Here is an 18,214-nt window from a genome sequence, read left to right on the forward strand (position 1 = left end):
GGGCGACCGCCCCGGTGCCGCACCGCCCGGCGGCGCCGCCACCGGCCGCCCCGGGCCGTACGGACCCCGGCCCCGTCGCACTTCCCCCCAGGACTGACGGCGGGGCCGGTCAGGCCTCCTCGAGCAGTTCCAGCACCGAGCGTTCGGCCTGCGTGCGCGGCGTCTCCGGCCGCACCGGAGCCACCACCCCGTCGTGGTACAGGTCGACCACCCGGGGGTCCACGTAGGACGTCCGGGCCACCGTCGGGGTGTTGCCCAGCAGCTCCGCGACGTCGCGCATCACCCCGGCCACCGCCTTCTTCCGGGCCGTGGCGGAGCGCTGGACGCCCACCGTGGCCAGTTCCGTGGCGGCCAGCACCGTCGCGTGCCAGGTCCGGAAGTCCTTCGCGGTCATCTCCCCGCCGCTGGCGTCGCGCAGGTACCCGTTGACCTCGTCGCTGCGCACGTCCCGCCAGCTCCGACCGTCCCAGTAGCCGAAGAGGCGCTCCTCCGAGCGGCGGCGCCGGCGCAGGTTGGTCAGCACCCGGCACAGCTCCGGGTCCTCGATCCGGCGTACCTGCTCGATGCCGCCCTTCGCGGGGAACTCGAAGACCACACAGCCGCCGCGCGAACGGGCGTGCTCGGGACGCAGCGTGGACACCCCGAAGGTGGCGTCCTCCCCGACCGCGTACTGGTCGTTGCCGACCCGGAACATCCCCATGTCGAGCAGGCGGGCGACGGTGGCCAGCACCCGGTCCCGGTTGAGCCCTCGGCCGTCGAGGTCGTCGGCGATCCGGTCCCGCAGCTTCGGCAGCCGGTGGGCGACCTCCAGCACGTGGTCGAACTTTGCCTCGTCCCGCCGGCGCCGCCACTCCGGGTGGTAGAGGTACTGCCGGCGACCGGCCGCGTCGACGCCGGTCGCCTGGATGTGCCCGTTCGGGTACGGCGAAATCCAGACGTCCCGCCAGGCGGGCGGGATGACCAGAGCCTCGAACCGGGCCACCTCGTCGGGGTCCCGGACCGGCTCGCCGCGCGGGTCGAGGTAGCTCCAGCCCTTGCCACGCCGGCGGCGCCCGTACCCCGCCCGGCCCGGATCACTACGCCGCAATCGCACCGGAGACCCGCACCGCCTCTGCCTCGTCCACGGCGGCCAGCACCCCGTCCACGGACAGGGCCGCCAACGTCGGGTGCGTTCCTACCCCGGACCAGGCCGGCCAATCCAGTCCACCGGCCCAGAGCACGCGGTGCCGGGGCCGACCCGCGGGCGGCCCCCACCGCGACGGTGGCACCGGCCCGAAGAGCAGCACGGACGGGGTGCCGTAGCCGGTGGCGAGGTGCCCGACGCCGGTGTCCCCGCTGACCACCAGGCGGGCCCCGGCGACCAGGGCGGCCAGCTCGCCGAGGTCGGTCCGACCGGCCAGCACCGCCGCCGCGGGCAGTCCGGCCCGGGCGGCCACCCGCCCGGCCAGCTCCCGCTCGTCCGCCGAGCCGGTGACCACCACCCGGTGGCCGCGTTCGGTGAGCTCCCGGGCCAGCGCGGCGAACCGCCCGGCCGGCCAGCGCTTCTCGGGGAGCTTGCTGCCCGGGTGGACCACGGTCAGGCCGGCCGGCGCGGCACCCGCCGGCGGGGACCGCAGGGTGAGGTCGGTCGGATCGGCCGGGATGCCGTACCAGTCGAGCAGCCGGCACCAGCGGTCCACCTCGTGCTCCTCGTCGCGCCACTGTGGCCCGTCGAGGTGACCGGCATCGGGGCAGCGGAAGGCGAGCAGCCGCCCGGCCCCGGCCAGCATCCGGTGCGACTGCGGCCCCCGGCCGTGCAGGTTCACCGCGGCCGGCGGGGTCGGCCAGGGCGGCGGGCCGAGGCCGTCGGTGGGCAGCAGCCGGTCCACCCCGCCGACCAGGCCGACCAGCGGCCCCAGCCAGGCGGGTGCCGCGAGCGCCAGCTGCCGGTCGGGGTACGCGGACCGCAGCGCGCGCAGCGCGGGTACCGCCGTGGCCAGGTCACCCACGCCGAGGGCCCGGAGCACCAGGATCACGGGTACGACGTCTCCTGCTCGGCGCAGACCACCAGTTCCCGGACCGCGCTGCCGGCGGGCTGGGAGAGCGCGAACATCACCGCGGCGGCGGTGTCGGCGGGGTCGTTGAGCTTGGCGTCCGGCCCCGGCCGGTACTGCGGATCCCGGTCGTCGAAGAAAGCGGTGCGCATGCCGCCCGGGATCAGCAGGGTCACCCCGACCTGCCCGGCCAGCTCGGCGGCGAGCGCCCGGGTGAAGCCGACCACCCCGAACTTCGCCGCGCAGTACGCGGTGGCGTCGCTGACCGCCTTGACCCCCAGGGTCGAGGCGACCGTCACGATGTTACCCCGGGACGCCTCCAGATAGGGCAGCGCGGCCCGGACCACGGCCACCGTGGCGAGCAGGTCGACCGTGACGATCCGCTCCCAGGTGTCCCGGGGTACGTCGGCCAGCCGGCCCGGGACGTCCATGCCGGCCGCGGTCACCACCGCGTCCAGCCCACCGTTGCGTTCGGCCAGCTCGCGGGTGGCCTCCTCGGCGGCCCGGGTGTCGGCCAGGTCGCACTCGACCCACGGCACGCCGTCGCCGGGGCGGTGCCGGTCGAGCACGAGGGGTCGCCCACCGGCCCGGGCCACCGCGGTGACCACCGCCGCGCCGAGCCCGCTGGAGCCGCCGGTGACCAGGACGGTCGGGCCGGCACCGGGTGGACTGCTGGTCATCGTGCTCCCTCCGCCGTCGGTCGGTCCGCGCCGGCCCGGCGGACGCCGGTGGGCGTGGTGGCGCGACGCCCGCCGCGGGCCGCCGCGATCATGTCGGTGGTGGAGCGCCCGTCCAGGTACGGCACCACCACGGTGTTGCCGCCCCAGCGGCGCAGCACCTCGGCCTCCGGCAGGGTCGGCTCGTCCCCGCCGCCGGTGGCGTAGTCGCCGCCCTTGACCCAGATGTCCGGGCGCAGCCAGCTCAGCGCGGCGTGCGGGGTCGGCTCGTCGAAGACCATCACCGCGTCGACGCAGCTCAGCGCCGCGAGCAGCCGGCTGCGGTCGCCCTGTGACATCACCGGCCGGTCCGGACCCTTCAGCCCGGCGACGCTGCTGTCGGAGTTGAGGCAGACGACCAGGCAGTCGCCGAGCTGCCGGGCGGCCTGGAGGGTGGCGACGTGCCCGGCGTGCAGCAGGTCGAAGCAGCCGCCGGTGGCCACGACGGTGCCGCCGGCGGCGCGTACCTCGGCGACGACCGCGCCGGCGGCGGCCGCCCCGATCCGGTCCCCACCCCCGCTGAGCAGCACCGGCGGCGGGGTCCGCACCGGTGGCGGGAGGGCGGCGGCCACTCCCCCGCCGGCCACGTACGCCGACGCCTCCGCCACCGCCTCCTGCACCGCCTCGGAGACCAGCGCCCCCCGAGCCAGCGCGATGCTCGCGGCTGAGGCGAACCGGTCCCCGGCCCCGCAGGTGTCCCCCTCGGCGTTGACCGGCGCGGAGACCACCAGCGGGGTGGAGCCGGCGTGGCAGAGCAGCGCGCCGTCCCCGCCCAGGGTCACCGCCACCGCGCCGGCCCGCCACCGCTCGCGCAGCCCCTGCGCACCCCGCGACGCCGCGCCCAGCCGGGACCCGCCCGGCGGGACCTTGGCCAGCTCGCGCGCCTCCGCCTCGTTCGGGGTGGCCAGCTGCACCCCGGGCACCGCGGCCGGGCCGCGCGGGTGCGGATCCCAGACCACCGGGGCCCGGGTGGCGGCCAGCGCGGCCCGCAGCGCCGGCTGCCGGGCCACCCCCCGCCCGTAGTCGCTGACCAGCACGGCGGACGCCCCGGCGATCAGCCGCAGCACCGCCTCGCCGGGCTCCCCGGGCTCGCCGACCGGGCCGCCCCGGTCGTGCCGGAGCAGCACCCGGCCACGGGCCCGCAGCCGGATCTTCTCCGGCGTGGCCCCGACCAGCGGCAGCGCGTACACCTGCACGCCGGCGGCGGTGAGCAGGGAGCTGAGCCGGGCACCGCCCACGTCGTCGGCGAGCGCCGTCACCAGCGCCACTTCCGCGCCCTGGGTGGCGGCGAAGACGGCGGCCAGGCCCGCGCCGCCGGGCCGGTCGGTGTGCGCCGTCTCGTCCAGCACCGGTACCGGCGAGTCCGGGCAGAGCCGGTTCACCACGCCCTCGACGTCCCGGTCCAGCAGGGTGTCGCCGATGACCACCAGAGGTCCCCTCACGCCACGCCTCCTCGTCCCACCCCGACCCGCCGGCCGGCGTCGTCGACGACCACCTCGACCCCGGCCCGCACCGGCCCGGCCTCCCCGGGCGGCACGGCGTCCGCCGGCCCGGGCGCGCCCACCGGCGCGGCGGTGTCCACCGGCGCGGTGGCGGCCACCCCGGCGGCGAGCGCCACGGGCAGCGTCCGGTCGACGTGTTCGCAGAGCACGTGGGTGGCAACCAGGTGCAGCTCCTGCACCACCTGGGGTTCCGGGGAGGCGATCGCGAGCGCCTCGTGACACGCCCCGGCCAGCGGGTTGGGAGCCGGGCCGGTGAACGCCCAGCAGCGCAGGCCGGCGGCCCGGCCGGCACGCGCGGCGGCGAGCAGGTTCGCGCTGGCCCCGCTGGTCGAGATCAGCAGCAGCACGTCGCCGGGGCGGCCGTGGGCGCGGACCTGGCGGGCGAAGACCTCGTCGTAGCCGTAGTCGTTGGCGATCGCGGTTACGGCGGAGGTCTCGGCGTGCAGCGCGATGGCCGCCAGCGGCGCCCGGTCGTCGCGCAGCTTGCCGACCAGCTCGGCGGTGAGGTGCTGCGCCTCGGCCGCGCTGCCGCCGTTGCCGGCCACCAGGATCCGGCCCCCGCCGGCGAGGACGCCGGCCAGCTCGGCGCCCCACCGGGCCAGCCGATCCTCCGCCGACCGGAACGGCAGCAGCGCCTCGGCCAGCAGGGTCAGGTGGGCGTCGAGCACCCCCGGCCCGGTCGGCCCGGCCGCCATCAGGCGACCACCCGGGACGGCCGGTGCACCGCGGCCACCTCGCCGTACACCTCCGCCAGCCGCTCGGCGGTGGCCGCCCAGGAGTACTGCCGCCGGGCGCGTTGGAGCGCCGCCGTGGCGTACCCGAAGCGGCGGATCCGGTCGTCGAGCAGGCCCCGGATGGCGGTGCCCAGCGCCTGCGGGTCCCGGGCCGGGACCAGGTCGCCGGTCGTCCCGGCCACCACGGTGTCCCTGATCCCGCCCACGGCGGTGCCCACCACCGGCACCCCGCAGGCCATCGCCTCCAGCGGGGTCAGCCCGAACGGCTCGTACCAGGGGGCGGCCACCAGCAGGTCCGCCGAGCGGTACCAGCGGCCCATCTCCTCCCGGGGGACCGCCCCGACCAGCTTCACCCGGTCGGCGACCCCGCAGGTGGTGGCGAGGGCGCGCAACCGGCGGGCGTACGGGTCGGTTTCCAGCAGCCCGGCCGGCGGCCCGCCCACCACCACGCACTCGGCGTCCGGGACCAGTGCCATCGCCCGGATCACCGTCTGGAAGCCCTTGCGTTCCACCAGCCGGCCCACGGTGAGGATGCGCGGCCGGTCGGGTTCCCGCGGGGCGGCCGGGCCGAGCGGGGCGAACGTCGTCAGGTTGACCCCGGACGGGATCACCGTCATCCGGGAGCGCGGCACGCCGAGCCGGACCAGCTCGCCCACCTCGTCCTGGCACTGGGCCACCACCCGGTCCACCGCGCAGCCCAGCTCCCGCTCGTACGCGATCCGCCGGGCCGGGCTGGTGTCCTGGACGCCCTGGTAACGGCGCTTCACGGTGCCGAGGGCGTGGTACGTCTGCACCACCGGCACCCCGGTCTGCCGCCCGGCGGTGAGCGCGGCGAGCCCGCTCATCCAGAAGTGCGCGTGGATCACCTCCGGCGCCCAGTCGCCGCCCCGCCAGCGCTCCACCAGCCAGTGGCTGAACGGCTTCATGTGCGGCAGCAGCGCGTCCTTGGCCAGCGGTTCGGCCGGCCCGGCCGGTACGTGCACCACCTCGTACCCGTCCGGGGCGCGGACCGTGACGGGCAGGTCGACGGCGTCCCGGCGGGTGTAGACCCGGACGTCGTGCCCGGCGGCCGCCAGCGCGGCGGAGAGCTCCGCGACATGCGTGTTCTGCCCGCCGGCGTCCTCACCGCCCAGCACGGCGAGGGGGCTGGCGTGCTCGGAGATCATCGCGATGCGCATACTTCCTCCTCCAGCAGGCGGTCCCAGTCGGTGAGGAAACGGTCCAGGCCGTAGCGGGCCCGGGCGGCGGTACGGGCCTCGGCGCCCGCCCGGCGCGCCTCGGCGGGCTGCGCGACGAACCGGTGGGCGGCCTCGACCAGCGCGTCCACCCGGGTGGAGAGCGCCCCGGACCCCGGCGGTACGGCCTCGACGGCCTCGGTGGTGGCCAGCGCGACGACGGGCATGCCCATGGTCATCGCCTCGATCAGGCTGAGCCCGAGCGAGGTCCACCGGCACAGGTGCAGGTACGCCCGCCGCCGGGCCAGGGCGGCGTGCATCTCGTGCTGCGGCACGTCGTCGTGGCTGGTCAACCGGTCGGCGGGCAGGCCGAGGCGATCGGCCAGGCCGGCCACCTGCATGCCGAAGACGTCCAGCGGGGCGATCTCGGCGAAGCGCGGCAGCAGGTCGGTGCCGGTGACCCGCCAGCGCCGAACCGGCTCGTTGATCACCACGGCGAGCCGGTCCAGCTCACCGGTCCACTCCACGGCCGGCGGAACCACCCCGTGCTCCACCACGGCGGTGCGGGTGGCGCCGTTGTCCCAGAACAGTTCGTTGAAGTGCGTGACGTGGGTGAGCAGCAGGTCGTCCCGGTCGGCCATCGGGTGGCGGGTGTTCGGCACGTCCCCCTTCGGGGTGTTGTGCTCCACGTAGATCGCCGGCACGTCCCGGCCGACCCGGCGTCCCAGCCAGTCGCAGGCCAGGTCGAACTCCTCGGGCCGCTGGAGCAGCACCAGGTCGACCTCCGCCCGGCGCAGCTGCTGCGGGGTCACCTCGACGGCGCTCTCCGGCCAGGGGTAGGTGCGGGCCCGACCCCGCCCGTACGGGCCCCGGTCGGGGGTGACCGGCACCAGGTAGCGGTGCGGACCGTGCACGAAGGACGTGGTCCACGACCCGTGCACGTGCCACACCAGGATGTTCATCGAGCGCCCCCGCCACCGGCGGCCACCGTGGCGGTCGGCCCGGTCGGGGCGCCGACCGTCGCCGCGGGCAGCACCGGCGGGGCCGTCGCCGGCACGCCGAGCAGGCGCACCGCGGCCAGCACGCGGCCCGGCTCGATCGCGGTGAGGCAGGGGTGCCCGGGCACGGGGCAGACGGTGGCCCGGGTGTCCCGACACGGTGCCGCGGCGTCGCCGAGCCGGACCGCCGGCACCCGGTACGGCCCCCACTGCCCGTACGGGACGGTGGGGGCGAAGAGGCTCACCACCGGTACGCCCAGCGCGGCGGCCAGGTGCGCCGGCCCGGTGTTGCCGACCACCAGCGCACCCGCCCCGGCCAGCACGGCGGCCAGCTCGGCCAGCCCGGTCCGCCCGCCCAGGTCGATGCCGGTGTCGCCAGCCACCCGGGCGGTCAGCTCCGCCTCGTCCGGACCACCGGTGACCGCCACCCGGTGACCGGCTCCGGTGAGCACCCGGACGATCCGGGCGGCCAGCTCGGGCGGGCAGGCCCGGGTCGGGACCGCCGAACCGGGGTGCAGCACCACGTACCCGGGGGCGCCGAGCCCGGCCGGGGTGGGCGGCAGGGCGGCGGTGCGGATGTGCAGCCGGGGGTCGTCCCCGGCGGGCAGGGCGAACCCGGCGGCCACGGCGAGCGAGAGCGCCCGTTCCGGCTCGGGCAGTCCCTCGGGCACCCGGTGCCGGACGTCGAGCAGGGAACCCGGGTAGTCGTCGCTGATCGCGCTGATCCGGGACACCCCGGCCATCCGCAGCAGCAGGGCCAGCGGCAGCGGCGACTGGTGGAAGGAGGTGAAGACGACCGCCTCGTCGACGGCTAGGTCGGCCAGCCGGGCGGTCAGCGCCCGCAGGTCGGCCGGGTCGACCGGGGCGGGGTCGCCGTCGATCCACGGCAACGGCCATTCGACCACCTCGTCCACCCCGGGCAGCAGGGCGGCGGCGTCGCGACCGCGCGGCCCGCAGAGCAGGACGACCCGCTCGGCACCGGCGGCGACGGCGCGGATCGCCGGGCCGGTGACCAGCACGTCCCCGGCGGAGTCGCTGCGGACGACCAGCACGCCGCCGCGGCGGGCCCGCGCGGGTGGCGCGGCGAGCAGGGCGGCCCGGTCGAGGATGGTGGCCACCGCGCCGGGCAGGTCGCGGGCGACGTGCCCGGCGGCGGCCACCTCGGCCGGGCGGGTGGCCGGGGTGGGCACCAGGATCCCGGCGGCGCCGGCCGCGCCGGCGGCGGTCATGTCCGCGCCGATGTCGCCGACCAGCACGCAGCGGTCCGGCGTGGTGGCGAGCGCCCGCGCGGCGGCGTAAACCAGGCCCGGCGCGGGCTTGCGACAAACGCAGCCGGCCCGCTCGTCGTGCGGGCAGACCTGCCAGGTGTCGAAGGGGCCCAGCAGCGCCTCGACCCGGGCGTTGACCTCGCGCAGCTCGTCGGCGGTGAAGAGGCCACGGGCCAAGCCGGACTGGTTGCTGACCACGCCGAGGCGGAGCCCCGCGGCGCGGAGCCGGTCCAGCGCCTCCCGGGCGCCCGGCACCGGTCTGACCTTCCCTGGGTCCCCGTTGTAGGGCACGTCCTCGATCAGCGTGCCGTCCCGGTCCAGCAGCACCGCGTCGTACAGGACCGGCCGGGCAGCGGCGCCGTCAGTCGCCGGTTCGACCCGGCCTGACCTGCGCTGATCCGGCTCCATCTGGTCCCGTCGCACGCGCGGCGGGTTCCCGGAGCCCTGCGGAGTAAACATCATCTACCCGGCGGTACGGCTCATCGCCGTCGGCCGGGCACGGGTCGCCGCTGCGGCCTTACCCGTCGTCCCGGAGAAGCTAACGCGGACGGTTAGCCACCCGATCCGGAGGGGTACAGAACCCCGGTGGCGATTGTGGAGAAAGTGATAGATGCGCCCCCGGAGCAGGTCTTCGACGTGCTCGCCGACGGGTGGACGTACAGCGACTGGGTGGTCGGCACGGTGCACGTGCGCGACGTCGACGACGACTGGCCCCGGGTCGGCACCCAGCTGCACCACAAGGCGGGGCCCTGGCCGTTCTCGCTCCAGGACGCCTCCACCGTGCTGGAGTGCGAGCCGCCCCGCCGGCTGGTGCTCAAGGCCGGGCTCTGGCCGGCCGGCGAGGCGATCGTGGTGTTCACGCTGGAGCCGGTGAGCGACGGTGCCACCCGGGTGCGGATCGGGGAGGACTTCGCCGCCGGCCCGCTGCGCTGGATCCGCAACAAGGTCAACGATCTGGTGCTGCACCAGCGCAACAAGGAGACGCTGAGCCGGCTCTCCGACATCGCCACCCGGCAGAAGGCGGACGAAAGCGCCGGTGGGTGACCTGGCCGTCACGGGGAACCTCGCCGGGAGCCGGAAACGGGCACTGGCTACCCTTTGTAAGAATGCTGTCGGCCGACTGAGGATGTCCGTGATGATCGAACCCGTGGAGCTGCCCTCGCCGTGGCGGGACGCGCGCCTGACCGTCGTGGTCCCCACCTACAACGAGGCGGGCAACCTCCCGGCGCTGGTCGAGCGGCTCCTCGCCCTGCCGCTGCCCGGCCTGAAGGTCCTCGTCGCCGACGACAACTCGCCGGACGGCACGGGCGAGGTGGCGGACAAGCTGGCCATCGAGTACCCGGACCGGGTGCAGGTGGTGCACCGGGCCGGCAAGGAGGGCCTGGGCCGGGCGTACGTGGACGGGATCACCCGGGCGCTCGACGGTGGCGCGGACTACGTCGCCCAGATGGACGCCGACCTGTCGCACCCGCCGGAGGCCCTGCCCGGCATGCTCGGCACGCTGCTCTCCACCCAGGCCGGCGTGGTGATCGGCTCCCGCTACGTGCCGGGTGGGCAACTGGACGAGAACTGGCCGCTCTACCGCCGCGCGCTCAGCGGCTGGGCCAATCTCTACGTGCACACCCTGCTGCGGGTCCGCATCCGCGACCTGACCGCGGGCTTCAAGATCTGGCGGGCCGACGCGCTGCGCGACATCGGCCTGGAGCGGGTCCAGTCGAACGGCTACAGCTTCCAGGTCGAGATGCACTACCTCGCCACCAAGCTGGGGCACACCATCCTGGAGGTGCCGATCCGCTTCGAGGAGCGCCGCGACGGCATCTCGAAGATGACCACCGCCACCAAGGTGGAGAGCGCGCTGATGCCGTTCAAGCTGCGGACCCGGCACCGCAACCTGGAGCGCTGACCGCGCCCCGGCCGGATGGCCGGGGCCTCAGCGGTAGACCGCCCGGTGGGCGGCGTCGATCATCCCGGCGTACAGGCCGCCGGTGAGCGCGCGGTCGCGGGCCAGCGCCGCCCGGGCGGCGTTCGCCCCGGGCGCGCCGTGCACGCCGCCGCCCGGGTGGGCCGAGGAACTGGCCAGGAAGAGCCGGTCCACCGGGGTGTCCGCGCGGCCCAGGCCGGGGATCGGGCGCAGGAAGAGCTGCTGGTACGCCGCGGCCGTGCCGCCGCCCAGCGCCCCGCCCACCAGGCTCGGGTCGCCGTCCTCCAGATCGGCCGGCCCGGCCACGTGCCGCCCGACGATCAGGCTGCGGAAGCCGGGGGCGGCCGCCTCCAGCACCTCCTCCATCCGCTCCACGTGCCCGGTCAGGTCCTCCGACCGCCACTGCGGCCGGAACGGCAGGTGGGTGTACGACCAGAGCGACTCGGTGCCCGGCGGCGAGTGCGTCGGGTCGGCCGTCGTCATCTGGCCGACCAGCAGGAACGGGTCCCGGGGCACCTCGCCCCGGGCCAGCTCGCCGGCGTACGTGGTGAGGCCGTTGAGGTCCGCGCCGAGGTGCACGGTGCCGGCGGTGGCCACCGCCCGATTGGTCCACGGCACCGGTCCGGAGAGCGCCCAGTCGACCTTGAGGGTGGAGCCGTCCCACTTGAAGTGGGCGAGGTCCTCCACCAGTCGCGGAGGCAGGTGGGCCGCGCCGACCAGGTCGAGGTAGAGCGCGGGAGCGGGCACGTCGGCCAGCACCGCCCGGCGGGCCCGCCAGGTGGCCCCGCCGAGGGTGCGTACCCCCATCGCCCGGCCCCGGGCGGTGAGCACCCGGTCGACCCGGGCGCCGTAGGAGATCCGGCCGCCCCGCTCGACGAGGCGGGCGACCAGCGCGTCGGTGATCTTCTGGGCGCCGCCGACCGGCACCGGCCAGCCGACCTGCTGGCCGAGCATGGCCAGCAGCCAGCCGTACACACCGGAGCCGGCCTCCTCCGGGGAGAGGTCGGTGTGCAGGGCGCAGCCGGCCAGCAGCGCCGGCCCGCCCTCGCCGTCGAAGAGCTCGTCGCCGAGCTTGCGGACCGGGACGACCAGCCGGCGGGCCAGGCGCAGCGCGCCGCCGACCCGCAGCCGGCGCAGCAGGGTCAGCCCGCCGCGGACCGGCGGGAACGGCCGGGTGATGCTGTCGAGCATCGGCTCGGCCACCTCGCGCCAGTCGTCGTACGCGTGCCGCCAGCGGTCGCCGTCGCCGGGCGCGAACGCCTCCAGCGACTCGGCGGTGCGGTCGAGGTCCCGGTTGATCACCGCGGCGCGGCCGTCGGGCAGCAGGTGGGCGAGCACGTCGGGGGCGTGGGTCCACGCCAGGCCGTACCGGGTCAGGCCGAGGTCACGCAGCACCGGGGAGGCGTACCCGAGGGGGTAGAAGGAGCTGTAGAGGTCGCTGAGGTAGCCGGGTGCGGTCACCTCGGCGGAGCGCACCGCGCCGCCCGGCGCGGCGGTGGCCTCCAGCACCAGGACGTCCCAGCCGGCGTCGGCGAGCAGGTTCGCGGCCACCAGTCCGTTGTGCCCGGCGCCGATGACGACGGCGTCCGCGCTTTCCGTGCCGGTCGTGATCACCCGATCCGCCTACCCGGCCAGCAACCGGGCGAAACGCGTTTGCCTCGCCGGGCCCGGGGCATCCCCGTCCGCATGTACAGGGTTGAACAGCTCATCGGTGGAGTGTGGGGCGCGGGCGGCGAGGGTGGTGAGCTGACCGTGCACGACCCGGCGGACGGCTCGCCGGTCAGCACCGTGCCGGTGGCGACGGCGGACGAGGTGGCCAAGGCGGTGGAGGCCGCCCGGGGGGTGGTGACCGAGTGGGCGGCGACCCCCGCCGCGGAGCGGGCGGCGGCGCTGCACCGGGCGGCGGACGCCGTGGCGGCGGCGGCCGACGAGCTGGCCGCGGCGACGACGGCGGAGATGGGCAAGCCCCTGGGTGACGCCCGGGGCGGCGTCGAGGCGGGCATCGGCACGCTGCGCCAGTACGCCGAGCTGGGCCCGCTGCGCGGTGGCCGGACGCTGCACGGCGGGGCGGACGCGATCGACTTCATGGCCCCGGAGCCGCGCGGCGTGGTTGCCGCGATCACCCCGTGGAACGACCCGGTGGCGGTCTCCTGCGGCCTGCTCGGCGCGGCCCTGGTGACCGGAAACGTGGTGCTCTACAAGCCGAGCGAGCGGACCCCGGCGACCGGTTGGCTGCTGGCGAAGATCCTCGCCGGCGCGCTGCCGCCCGGGGTGCTCTCCCTGCTGACCGGCGGCGCCGAGGCGGGCGCGGCGCTGGCCGCGCAGCAGGTGGACGTGGTAGCCCATGTGGGCTCGACCGCCACCGGCCGGGCGATCGCCGCGGCCTGCGCCCGGACCGGCGCGAAGGCGCTGCTGGAGAACGGCGGCAGCGACCCGCTGATCGTCGACGCCGGGGTGGATCCGGTCTGGGCGGCCGGTCAGGCGGCGGTCGGCGCGTTCGCCAACGCCGGGCAGATCTGCGTCGCGGTGGAGCGGATCTACGTACATCGGGACGTGGCCGAGGACTTCGTCGACGCGCTGGTCGAGCGGGCCGGCGCGCTGACCGTCGGGCCGGGCCGGGATCCGGCCACGGAGCTGGGCCCGCTGGTGGACCGGCGGCACCGCGACCACGTGCACGGGCAGGTGACCGCGGCGGTGGCCGAGGGGGCGACGCTGCGCGCCGGCGGGGTGCTGCCGGAGGGGTCGGGTGCGTTCTATCCGGCGACGGTGGTCGCCGACTGCCGGCAGGAGATGGCGCTGGTCCGGGAGGAGACGTTCGGACCGGTCGCGGCGGTGGTGGTGGTCGACTCGTTCAGCGAGGCGCTGCGCTGCGCCGCCGACTCTCCGTACGGGCTGGCCGGCACGGTGCTCACCGCGTCGATGAGCCATGCCCAGCGGGCCTGGCGGGAGCTGCCGGTCGGCACCGTGAAGATCAACGCGGTCTTCGGCGGCGCGCCGGGCGGTGCCGCGCAGCCGCGCCGCGGGAGCGGCCAGGGCTTCGGCTACGGCCCCGAACTGCTCGATGAGTTCAGCACGGTGAAGACGGTCCACCTGGAGGCCCCCGGCGGCGGCCACTGGTGAGCACGCCCTGAGCCGCGCCCGTACCCGGAAAGAGTGGCTGTCCCGCGCGGGACAGCCACTCTTTCGGGGAAAATGCGCGGGCCCGCCGGTCAGCGGCCGCCGCGCGCCTGGCGGGTGGCGTTGTTGTTGGCCTTCTCGATGGCCTTGACCAGTTCCGGCTTGGTCATCCGGGACCGACCCGGCACGTCCAGTTTCCGGGCCACCTCCATCAAGTGGTCCTTCGGGGCGTTGGCGTCCACCCCGCCCGCCGTGGGGGCCCTTCGGGCGGGACCACCGCCCTCGGCCTGGCGGTCGCTGGGACCCTTGCGACCCTTGGGCTCCCAGTGGTCGCCGATCTTCTCGTACTCGTGCTTGACCGCGGCGAACGCGGTGCGGTGCGCCCGCTCCCCCTCGCCGTAGGTCTCCACCGCCGAGTCGTGCGTCTTCTCCCAGGTGCGCTGCGCCTTCTCCGGGGAGCGCCGCAGCGTGCTGGGCAAAACCTCGCGCCCGGGCATCTCGTCCTCCTCCGCGTCTGGTCCGTCGTCCTAGACCGTTCCCCCGGGTCCCACCGGCAAACCCCAGAGTCGGGTTTGTCGATTTCCGGCACCGGGTACCGGCGGGGCCAGGCGAAGCCGGCTGGTGCGGCGGGCCGCCTGGGTGACGGGAGCGGGCATGGCAGCGACGACGGAGCCGGCCGCGGTTGCCGGCGGTGAGAAGGCGCGCCTGCCTCGCCGGGTACGCCAGCTGAGCTGGTCCACCTGGCGCGGGGCGCTGGTACGCAGCGGGCGGAACTTCCTCAAGGACAACTGCGCGGACTGGGCGGCGGCGCTGACCTACTACGGGGTGCTGGCGCTGTTCCCGTCCACGGTCGTCGTGGTGGCCCTGGTGGGGCTGGTCTCCGACGGGGAGCGCACCGTGGACACCGTGCTCGACCTGGCCCGGCAGATGGGTGCCGGCTCGGTGGTCGCCAACGATGGTTTCGTCTCCGTGGTCCGTACCGTGCTCGACCAGCAGAGCGGGGCGAAGGTGCTGCTCAGCTTCGGTCTGCTCGGCGCGCTCTGGTCCGCCTCGGGGTTCATCGGGGCGTTCAGCCGGGCCTCCAACGCGATCTACGGAGTGCAGGAGGGGCGCCGGTTCTACAAGCTGCGCCCGCTGCAGGTCGGCATGGCCGGGCTGAGCCTGCTGCTGCTCGCCGTGGTGGCCTTCGGCCTGATCGTCAGCGGCCCGGTCACCGACGCGGTGGGCGACCTGGTCGGCGCGGGCGGGCTGGCTCGCACGGTGTGGAGCGTGGCGAAGTGGCCGGTGCTCGCGCTGGTGATGATGACGCTGCTGTCGCTGCTGTTCTGGATCGCCCCGAACGTCCAACAGCCGAGGTTCCGCTGGCTGACCCCCGGTGGGGCGGTGGCCCTGCTCTCCTGGGTGGTCGCCTCGTTCGGCTTCGGCCTGTACGTGGCCAACTTCGGCTCGTACGACGTCACCTACGGCAGCCTGGGGGCGGTCATCGCCTTCCTGGTCTGGCTCTACCTCTCCAACTGCGCGCTGCTGTTCGGGGTCCAGATCAACGCGGAGCTCCAGCGGGGCCGGGTGCTCCAGACCGGCGCGGAGGACCCGGGTGAGCCGGTGCTCCCGCCGAAGACCGCCGCCGGTTCGTGACCGGGTGCCGGGTTCGGCGTTTCCGCCCGGTCCCGGCGGGTAGCACACAAGGCATGGAACGTGGCAGCAGCAAACACGGACCGAGGATCGACGAAAACATGAGCCAGGAGGTCAGTGGCCTCGTACAGGGGCCGGGGGCCGCCGGCTCACGGGTCGAGGAGTCCCGCCAGCCGGAACCGGCCGGCGAGGACCAGCCGGAGCCGAAGACGGTGACGGCCGGCGCGACTCGCGGCGGCAACCCACAGGGGATGAGCGCCGACGATGTCGAGGGGCGCAGCCGACTCGGCCGGTTCATCACCATGACGGCCCTGCCCGGCGACCGCGAGGCGCTGCTGGCCAACGCCCGGGAGAATCAGGCGCCCGCCGACATCATCGCCGCGCTGGAGCGACTACCCGACGGCACGCGGTACCAGACGGTTTCCGAGGTGTGGGCCGCGCTCGGGCACACGAACGAGACGACGCGCTGGTGACCGGATCGGGCCACGATTCGGACCATCACCGGCGGACAGAGGAGGACCTTTCATGAGTGGCGTTATTGAGCACGTGGACGTGTCCGTCCCGATCCGGACGGCCTACGACCAGTGGACCCAGTTCGAGGAGTTCCCCCATTTCATGGAGGGGGTGCAGGAGGTCCGGCAGCTGTCGGACAGGATGACCCACTGGACGGTGGAGATCGCCGGCGTCAAGCGCGAGTTCGACGCCGAGATCACCGAGCAGCTGCCCGACGAGCGGGTGGCGTGGAAGTCCACCGGGGGTACCCAGCAGGCCGGCGTGGTCACCTTCCACCGCCTCGACGAGGGCAACACCCGGGTCACCCTCCAGATGGACTTCGAGCCGCACGGGGTGGTCGAGAAGGCCGGCGACAAGCTCGGCGTGGTCGACAAGCGCGCCAAGGGCGACCTGGAGCGGTTCAAGCAGTTCATCGAGCGCCGCGGTCAGGAGACCGGCGCCTGGCGTGGCGAGGTCGCCCGCCCCCAGCCCTGATCCACTCCCCCGCACCACACGTCCACCGATGGCCGCCGTTGATCCGGCGGCCATCGCCGTGTCCACGGCCGGCGCCGCCCGACCCCGACGTTCGGTCCACGCGGGTGGCCGTTTGCGATCACCGGGCCCGGGTACCGCGATGGGATGACGGACAACGACGACCACGTGTGGCGGGACGAGCAGAAGACCCCGCTGGAGGAGTTGGAGCGGGCGATCGCCCGGTCGACCATCGACGGGCAGGCCGACGACGCCACCGGCAACGACGCGGGCGAGGAGGCGGCCTTCGGGCACGGCCCCGAGGCCGTCGACCGGGGCGCCGCGCCCGAGGCCGAGCGGCGGGAGATGACCGACCCGGAGCGGGCGTACCGTCCGTCCACCACCGGACGGACCGGCCCCGACGTGTGAGCCGCTCGCCGCGGCGTGGTCGGTCGCGCGAGCGACCATGAGTGCCCGCAGCGGACGGTCGAGCGGTACCGGGCTCGGCCGGCGCTCAGCCGCCCGCCGTCGCCCGGCGGGCGGCGGCGAGGTGCAGGGCCAGCAGCGCCGCCGCCAGCACGGTCAGGACCGGTCCGAGCACGGCCACCGAGGTGCCGCCGATCAGCACGCCCAGCCCGCCCGGGATGAGCGCCGCGCCCAGGCCGGCGGCGCCGATCTGGACGCCGATGACCCGGTCCGCGTGGGCCGCGCCGACCCGCTCGGCGGTGGTGAGGGTGAGTAGCGGGAAGACCGGCGCGGCGGCGAACCCGACCAGGAACAGGCCGGCGACGGTCACCACGGCGGGAGCGGGCAGGGCGACCAGCGCGGCGCCGACCACCATGCCTGCCAGGCTGCCCCGCAGCACCCGGTCGGTGCCCAGCCGCTCGGCGACGAAGCCCTGCACCACCCGCCCCACGAAGAGACTCCCCCAGTACCCGGAGACGCCGAGACCGGCGGTCGCCGCGGCCAGCCCACGCCCCTCGGTGAGCAGCAGGAACGCGAAGAGCCCGGTGCCGATCTCGATCGCCACGTAGAGGGCGAAGGCGAGCGCGCCGAGCCACACCGCCGGCAGCCGCAGTGTCTCGCGGACCGGCGCGGCGACGACCGGGCCGCCGGCCGAGAGCCCGGCGGAGGCGGGTCCGCCGGCGACGGGCTCCCCGGGTACATCCGGTGCCGGTGACCGGTCCCGCCAGGCGCGTACGGTCAGCGCGAACGCGGTGGCCAGGGCGAGTTGGGCGGCGGCGGTGAGGCCGTACGCCCAGCGCCAGCTCAGTCCGGCAGCCAGGGTGGCCGTCATGACCAGCGGCCCGATTGCCACGCCGAGGCCGAAGAAGGCGTGCATCCAGTTCATGTGCCGTGGCCCGAAGGCCCCCGCCGCGTACGCGTTGAGCCCGGAGTCGATCGCGCCGGAGCCGAGACCGAGCACCAGGGCGCAGCCGACCATCAGGGTCAGCCCGGGCGCCGAGGCGTAGCCGGTGAGCGCCAGGCTGGCCAGCAGGGTGCTCCCGGCGAGCAGGCGCCCGACGCCGAGCCGTGCCAGGGTGAAGCCGGCCAGCACGCTGGACGTCAGGTAGCCGGCGGTGCCGGCGGTGAGCATCAGGCCGATCGCGCCGGTCGGCACGGCGAAGTCGGCGCGGATGGACGGCCAGCCGACCCCGATCAGACCGTCGGGCAGGCCGAGGCTGACGAACGCGAGATAGGCGAGCAGGAGCAGCGAGGCGCGGGGCCGGGGGGCGGACACGGCGAGTCATCCTGCCTCATCGACCGATACGGATCGCGCCGCAGTCGCTTCCCCCGAAAAGGTAAAAAGCAACGTCCGAACGGGCAGCAATCCAGACAGGCCATCCAGAATCCGCCGTTCGGCTGACGGCAATCGGGGGTCCTCGCGCAAGACTTTCGGGATGCAACAGGGCTCCGGCATCCTCACCCCACGTCAGCGCCGCCTGGCCTGGCTCGGCTTCCTGCTCGCCGCGCTCCAGGCCCCGGTCTCCGCCAGGTTCGCCGCCGACGACTCGTGGCTGTTCAGCCTCTGCGTCGCGCTCATGGTGGCCACCGTGATCATCGCGGACGACACCAGCCGGCGTCGGCCGGCCGAAGCCTCGGGCGACTAGGTCCTGTCTCGCGGATCCATGAATCTCGTTCGTTAGATGGGTAT

19 protein-coding genes are annotated in these 18,214 nt (G+C 75.4%); 8 read left to right on the forward strand and 11 right to left on the reverse strand.

Annotated features, from left to right (window positions below):
- Window positions 1-109: 109 nt before the first annotated feature.
- From AC5RWQ_RS14840 to AC5RWQ_RS14875, 8 genes are read right to left on the reverse strand one after another with little or no spacing between them, the layout of a single operon-like run.
- Complete coding sequence (locus AC5RWQ_RS14840) at window positions 110-1,093, reverse strand: DNA topoisomerase IB (RefSeq protein WP_494283302.1); 984 nt, start codon at window positions 1,091-1,093, stop codon at window positions 110-112.
- Window positions 1,077-2,015 (reverse strand): glycosyltransferase family 9 protein, encoded by a 939-nt coding sequence (locus tag AC5RWQ_RS14845; protein WP_494283303.1) that lies wholly within the window; start codon window positions 2,013-2,015, stop codon window positions 1,077-1,079. Before AC5RWQ_RS14845 ends, AC5RWQ_RS14840 begins: the two co-directional genes overlap by 17 nt.
- Window positions 2,012-2,713 (reverse strand): SDR family oxidoreductase, encoded by a 702-nt coding sequence (locus AC5RWQ_RS14850; RefSeq protein WP_494283304.1) that lies wholly within the window; start codon window positions 2,711-2,713, stop codon window positions 2,012-2,014. Before AC5RWQ_RS14850 ends, AC5RWQ_RS14845 begins: the two co-directional genes overlap by 4 nt.
- Entirely contained in the window at window positions 2,710-4,191 is a 1,482-nt protein-coding gene (locus tag AC5RWQ_RS14855; protein ID WP_494283305.1) for a PfkB family carbohydrate kinase, read from the reverse strand. The genes AC5RWQ_RS14850 and AC5RWQ_RS14855 overlap by 4 nt, the downstream gene beginning before the upstream one ends.
- Window positions 4,188-4,946, reverse strand: coding sequence for a D-sedoheptulose-7-phosphate isomerase (locus AC5RWQ_RS14860; RefSeq protein WP_494283306.1), 759 nt, complete (start codon window positions 4,944-4,946; stop codon window positions 4,188-4,190). Before AC5RWQ_RS14860 ends, AC5RWQ_RS14855 begins: the two co-directional genes overlap by 4 nt.
- The gene (locus AC5RWQ_RS14865; RefSeq protein ID WP_334484530.1) at window positions 4,946-6,163 is read right to left on the reverse strand and encodes a glycosyltransferase; all 1,218 of its coding nucleotides are present in this window, start codon (window positions 6,161-6,163) and stop codon (window positions 4,946-4,948) included. Before AC5RWQ_RS14865 ends, AC5RWQ_RS14860 begins: the two co-directional genes overlap by 1 nt.
- Window positions 6,148-7,122 carry a glycosyltransferase gene (locus AC5RWQ_RS14870; protein WP_494283307.1) on the reverse strand — a complete coding sequence of 325 codons (975 nt, stop codon included), beginning with the start codon at window positions 7,120-7,122 and terminating at the stop codon, window positions 6,148-6,150. The genes AC5RWQ_RS14865 and AC5RWQ_RS14870 overlap by 16 nt, the downstream gene beginning before the upstream one ends.
- The gene (locus tag AC5RWQ_RS14875; protein ID WP_494283308.1) at window positions 7,119-8,834 is read right to left on the reverse strand and encodes an HAD-IIIA family hydrolase; all 1,716 of its coding nucleotides are present in this window, start codon (window positions 8,832-8,834) and stop codon (window positions 7,119-7,121) included. The genes AC5RWQ_RS14870 and AC5RWQ_RS14875 overlap by 4 nt, the downstream gene beginning before the upstream one ends.
- 177 nt (window positions 8,835-9,011) lie before the next feature.
- On the opposite strand from AC5RWQ_RS14875, the gene AC5RWQ_RS14880 reads away from it, so the two are divergent.
- Window positions 9,012-9,470: an SRPBCC family protein gene (locus AC5RWQ_RS14880; RefSeq protein WP_494283309.1), complete on the forward strand. Its 459-nt coding sequence runs from the start codon at window positions 9,012-9,014 to the stop codon at window positions 9,468-9,470.
- 91 nt (window positions 9,471-9,561) lie between these two features.
- The gene (locus tag AC5RWQ_RS14885; RefSeq protein WP_494283310.1) at window positions 9,562-10,329 is read left to right on the forward strand and encodes a polyprenol monophosphomannose synthase; all 768 of its coding nucleotides are present in this window, start codon (window positions 9,562-9,564) and stop codon (window positions 10,327-10,329) included.
- Between the two features lie 27 nt (window positions 10,330-10,356).
- On the opposite strand, the gene AC5RWQ_RS14890 is transcribed toward AC5RWQ_RS14885, so the two are convergent.
- Entirely contained in the window at window positions 10,357-11,961 is a 1,605-nt protein-coding gene (locus AC5RWQ_RS14890) for a phytoene desaturase family protein (protein WP_494283311.1), read from the reverse strand.
- A gap of 72 nt (window positions 11,962-12,033) precedes the next feature.
- Between AC5RWQ_RS14890 and AC5RWQ_RS14895 the strand changes: the two genes are divergently transcribed.
- Window positions 12,034-13,467, forward strand: coding sequence for an aldehyde dehydrogenase family protein (locus tag AC5RWQ_RS14895; RefSeq protein WP_494283312.1), 1,434 nt, complete (start codon window positions 12,034-12,036; stop codon window positions 13,465-13,467).
- Window positions 13,468-13,556: 89 nt separating this feature from the next.
- On the opposite strand, the gene AC5RWQ_RS14900 is transcribed toward AC5RWQ_RS14895, so the two are convergent.
- Window positions 13,557-13,961 (reverse strand): ChaB family protein, encoded by a 405-nt coding sequence (locus AC5RWQ_RS14900; protein ID WP_494283313.1) that lies wholly within the window; start codon window positions 13,959-13,961, stop codon window positions 13,557-13,559.
- Window positions 13,962-14,118: 157 nt separating this feature from the next.
- Between AC5RWQ_RS14900 and AC5RWQ_RS14905 the strand changes: the two genes are divergently transcribed.
- The 4 genes from AC5RWQ_RS14905 (at window position 14,119) to AC5RWQ_RS14920 (ending at window position 16,488) form a co-directional block, all read left to right on the forward strand.
- Complete coding sequence (locus tag AC5RWQ_RS14905; RefSeq protein WP_494283314.1) at window positions 14,119-15,099, forward strand: YihY/virulence factor BrkB family protein; 981 nt, start codon at window positions 14,119-14,121, stop codon at window positions 15,097-15,099.
- Between the two features lie 53 nt (window positions 15,100-15,152).
- The gene (locus AC5RWQ_RS14910) at window positions 15,153-15,569 is read left to right on the forward strand and encodes a DUF2795 domain-containing protein (RefSeq protein ID WP_494283315.1); all 417 of its coding nucleotides are present in this window, start codon (window positions 15,153-15,155) and stop codon (window positions 15,567-15,569) included.
- A 52-nt stretch (window positions 15,570-15,621) separates the two neighbouring features.
- Window positions 15,622-16,083, forward strand: coding sequence for an SRPBCC family protein (locus AC5RWQ_RS14915; RefSeq protein ID WP_494283316.1), 462 nt, complete (start codon window positions 15,622-15,624; stop codon window positions 16,081-16,083).
- Window positions 16,084-16,227: 144 nt separating this feature from the next.
- Entirely contained in the window at window positions 16,228-16,488 is a 261-nt protein-coding gene (locus AC5RWQ_RS14920) for a hypothetical protein (RefSeq protein WP_494283317.1), read from the forward strand.
- A gap of 85 nt (window positions 16,489-16,573) precedes the next feature.
- Here the strand turns inward: AC5RWQ_RS14920 and AC5RWQ_RS14925 are convergent, their stop codons facing one another.
- Window positions 16,574-17,800, reverse strand: coding sequence for an MFS transporter (locus tag AC5RWQ_RS14925; RefSeq protein ID WP_494283318.1), 1,227 nt, complete (start codon window positions 17,798-17,800; stop codon window positions 16,574-16,576).
- A 160-nt stretch (window positions 17,801-17,960) separates the two neighbouring features.
- Between AC5RWQ_RS14925 and AC5RWQ_RS14930 the strand changes: the two genes are divergently transcribed.
- Entirely contained in the window at window positions 17,961-18,170 is a 210-nt protein-coding gene (locus tag AC5RWQ_RS14930; RefSeq protein WP_334484565.1) for a hypothetical protein, read from the forward strand.
- The last annotated feature ends 44 nt before the right edge of the window (window positions 18,171-18,214 follow it).

It is taken from the genome of Micromonospora sp. BS32 (genome assembly GCF_059089345.1).

Bases quoted from the DNA above. Each gene is read 5' to 3' on its own strand.
- AC5RWQ_RS14850 (WP_494283304.1), bottom strand. From the start codon at position 2,713: ATGACCAGCAGTCCACCCGGTGCCGGCCCGACCGTCCTGGTCACCGGC.
- AC5RWQ_RS14860 (WP_494283306.1), bottom strand. From the start codon at position 4,946: ATGGCGGCCGGGCCGACCGGGCCGGGGGTGCTCGACGCCCACCTGACC.
- AC5RWQ_RS14865 (WP_334484530.1), bottom strand. From the start codon at position 6,163: ATGCGCATCGCGATGATCTCCGAGCACGCCAGCCCCCTCGCCGTGCTG.
- AC5RWQ_RS14870 (WP_494283307.1), bottom strand. From the start codon at position 7,122: ATGAACATCCTGGTGTGGCACGTGCACGGGTCGTGGACCACGTCCTTC.
- AC5RWQ_RS14875 (WP_494283308.1), bottom strand. From the start codon at position 8,834: ATGGAGCCGGATCAGCGCAGGTCAGGCCGGGTCGAACCGGCGACTGAC.
- AC5RWQ_RS14885 (WP_494283310.1), top strand. From the start codon at position 9,562: ATGATCGAACCCGTGGAGCTGCCCTCGCCGTGGCGGGACGCGCGCCTG.
- AC5RWQ_RS14895 (WP_494283312.1), top strand. From the start codon at position 12,034: ATGTACAGGGTTGAACAGCTCATCGGTGGAGTGTGGGGCGCGGGCGGC.
- AC5RWQ_RS14900 (WP_494283313.1), bottom strand. From the start codon at position 13,961: ATGCCCGGGCGCGAGGTTTTGCCCAGCACGCTGCGGCGCTCCCCGGAG.
- AC5RWQ_RS14905 (WP_494283314.1), top strand. From the start codon at position 14,119: ATGGCAGCGACGACGGAGCCGGCCGCGGTTGCCGGCGGTGAGAAGGCG.
- AC5RWQ_RS14910 (WP_494283315.1), top strand. From the start codon at position 15,153: ATGGAACGTGGCAGCAGCAAACACGGACCGAGGATCGACGAAAACATG.
- AC5RWQ_RS14915 (WP_494283316.1), top strand. From the start codon at position 15,622: ATGAGTGGCGTTATTGAGCACGTGGACGTGTCCGTCCCGATCCGGACG.
- AC5RWQ_RS14920 (WP_494283317.1), top strand. From the start codon at position 16,228: ATGACGGACAACGACGACCACGTGTGGCGGGACGAGCAGAAGACCCCG.
- AC5RWQ_RS14930 (WP_334484565.1), top strand. From the start codon at position 17,961: ATGCAACAGGGCTCCGGCATCCTCACCCCACGTCAGCGCCGCCTGGCC.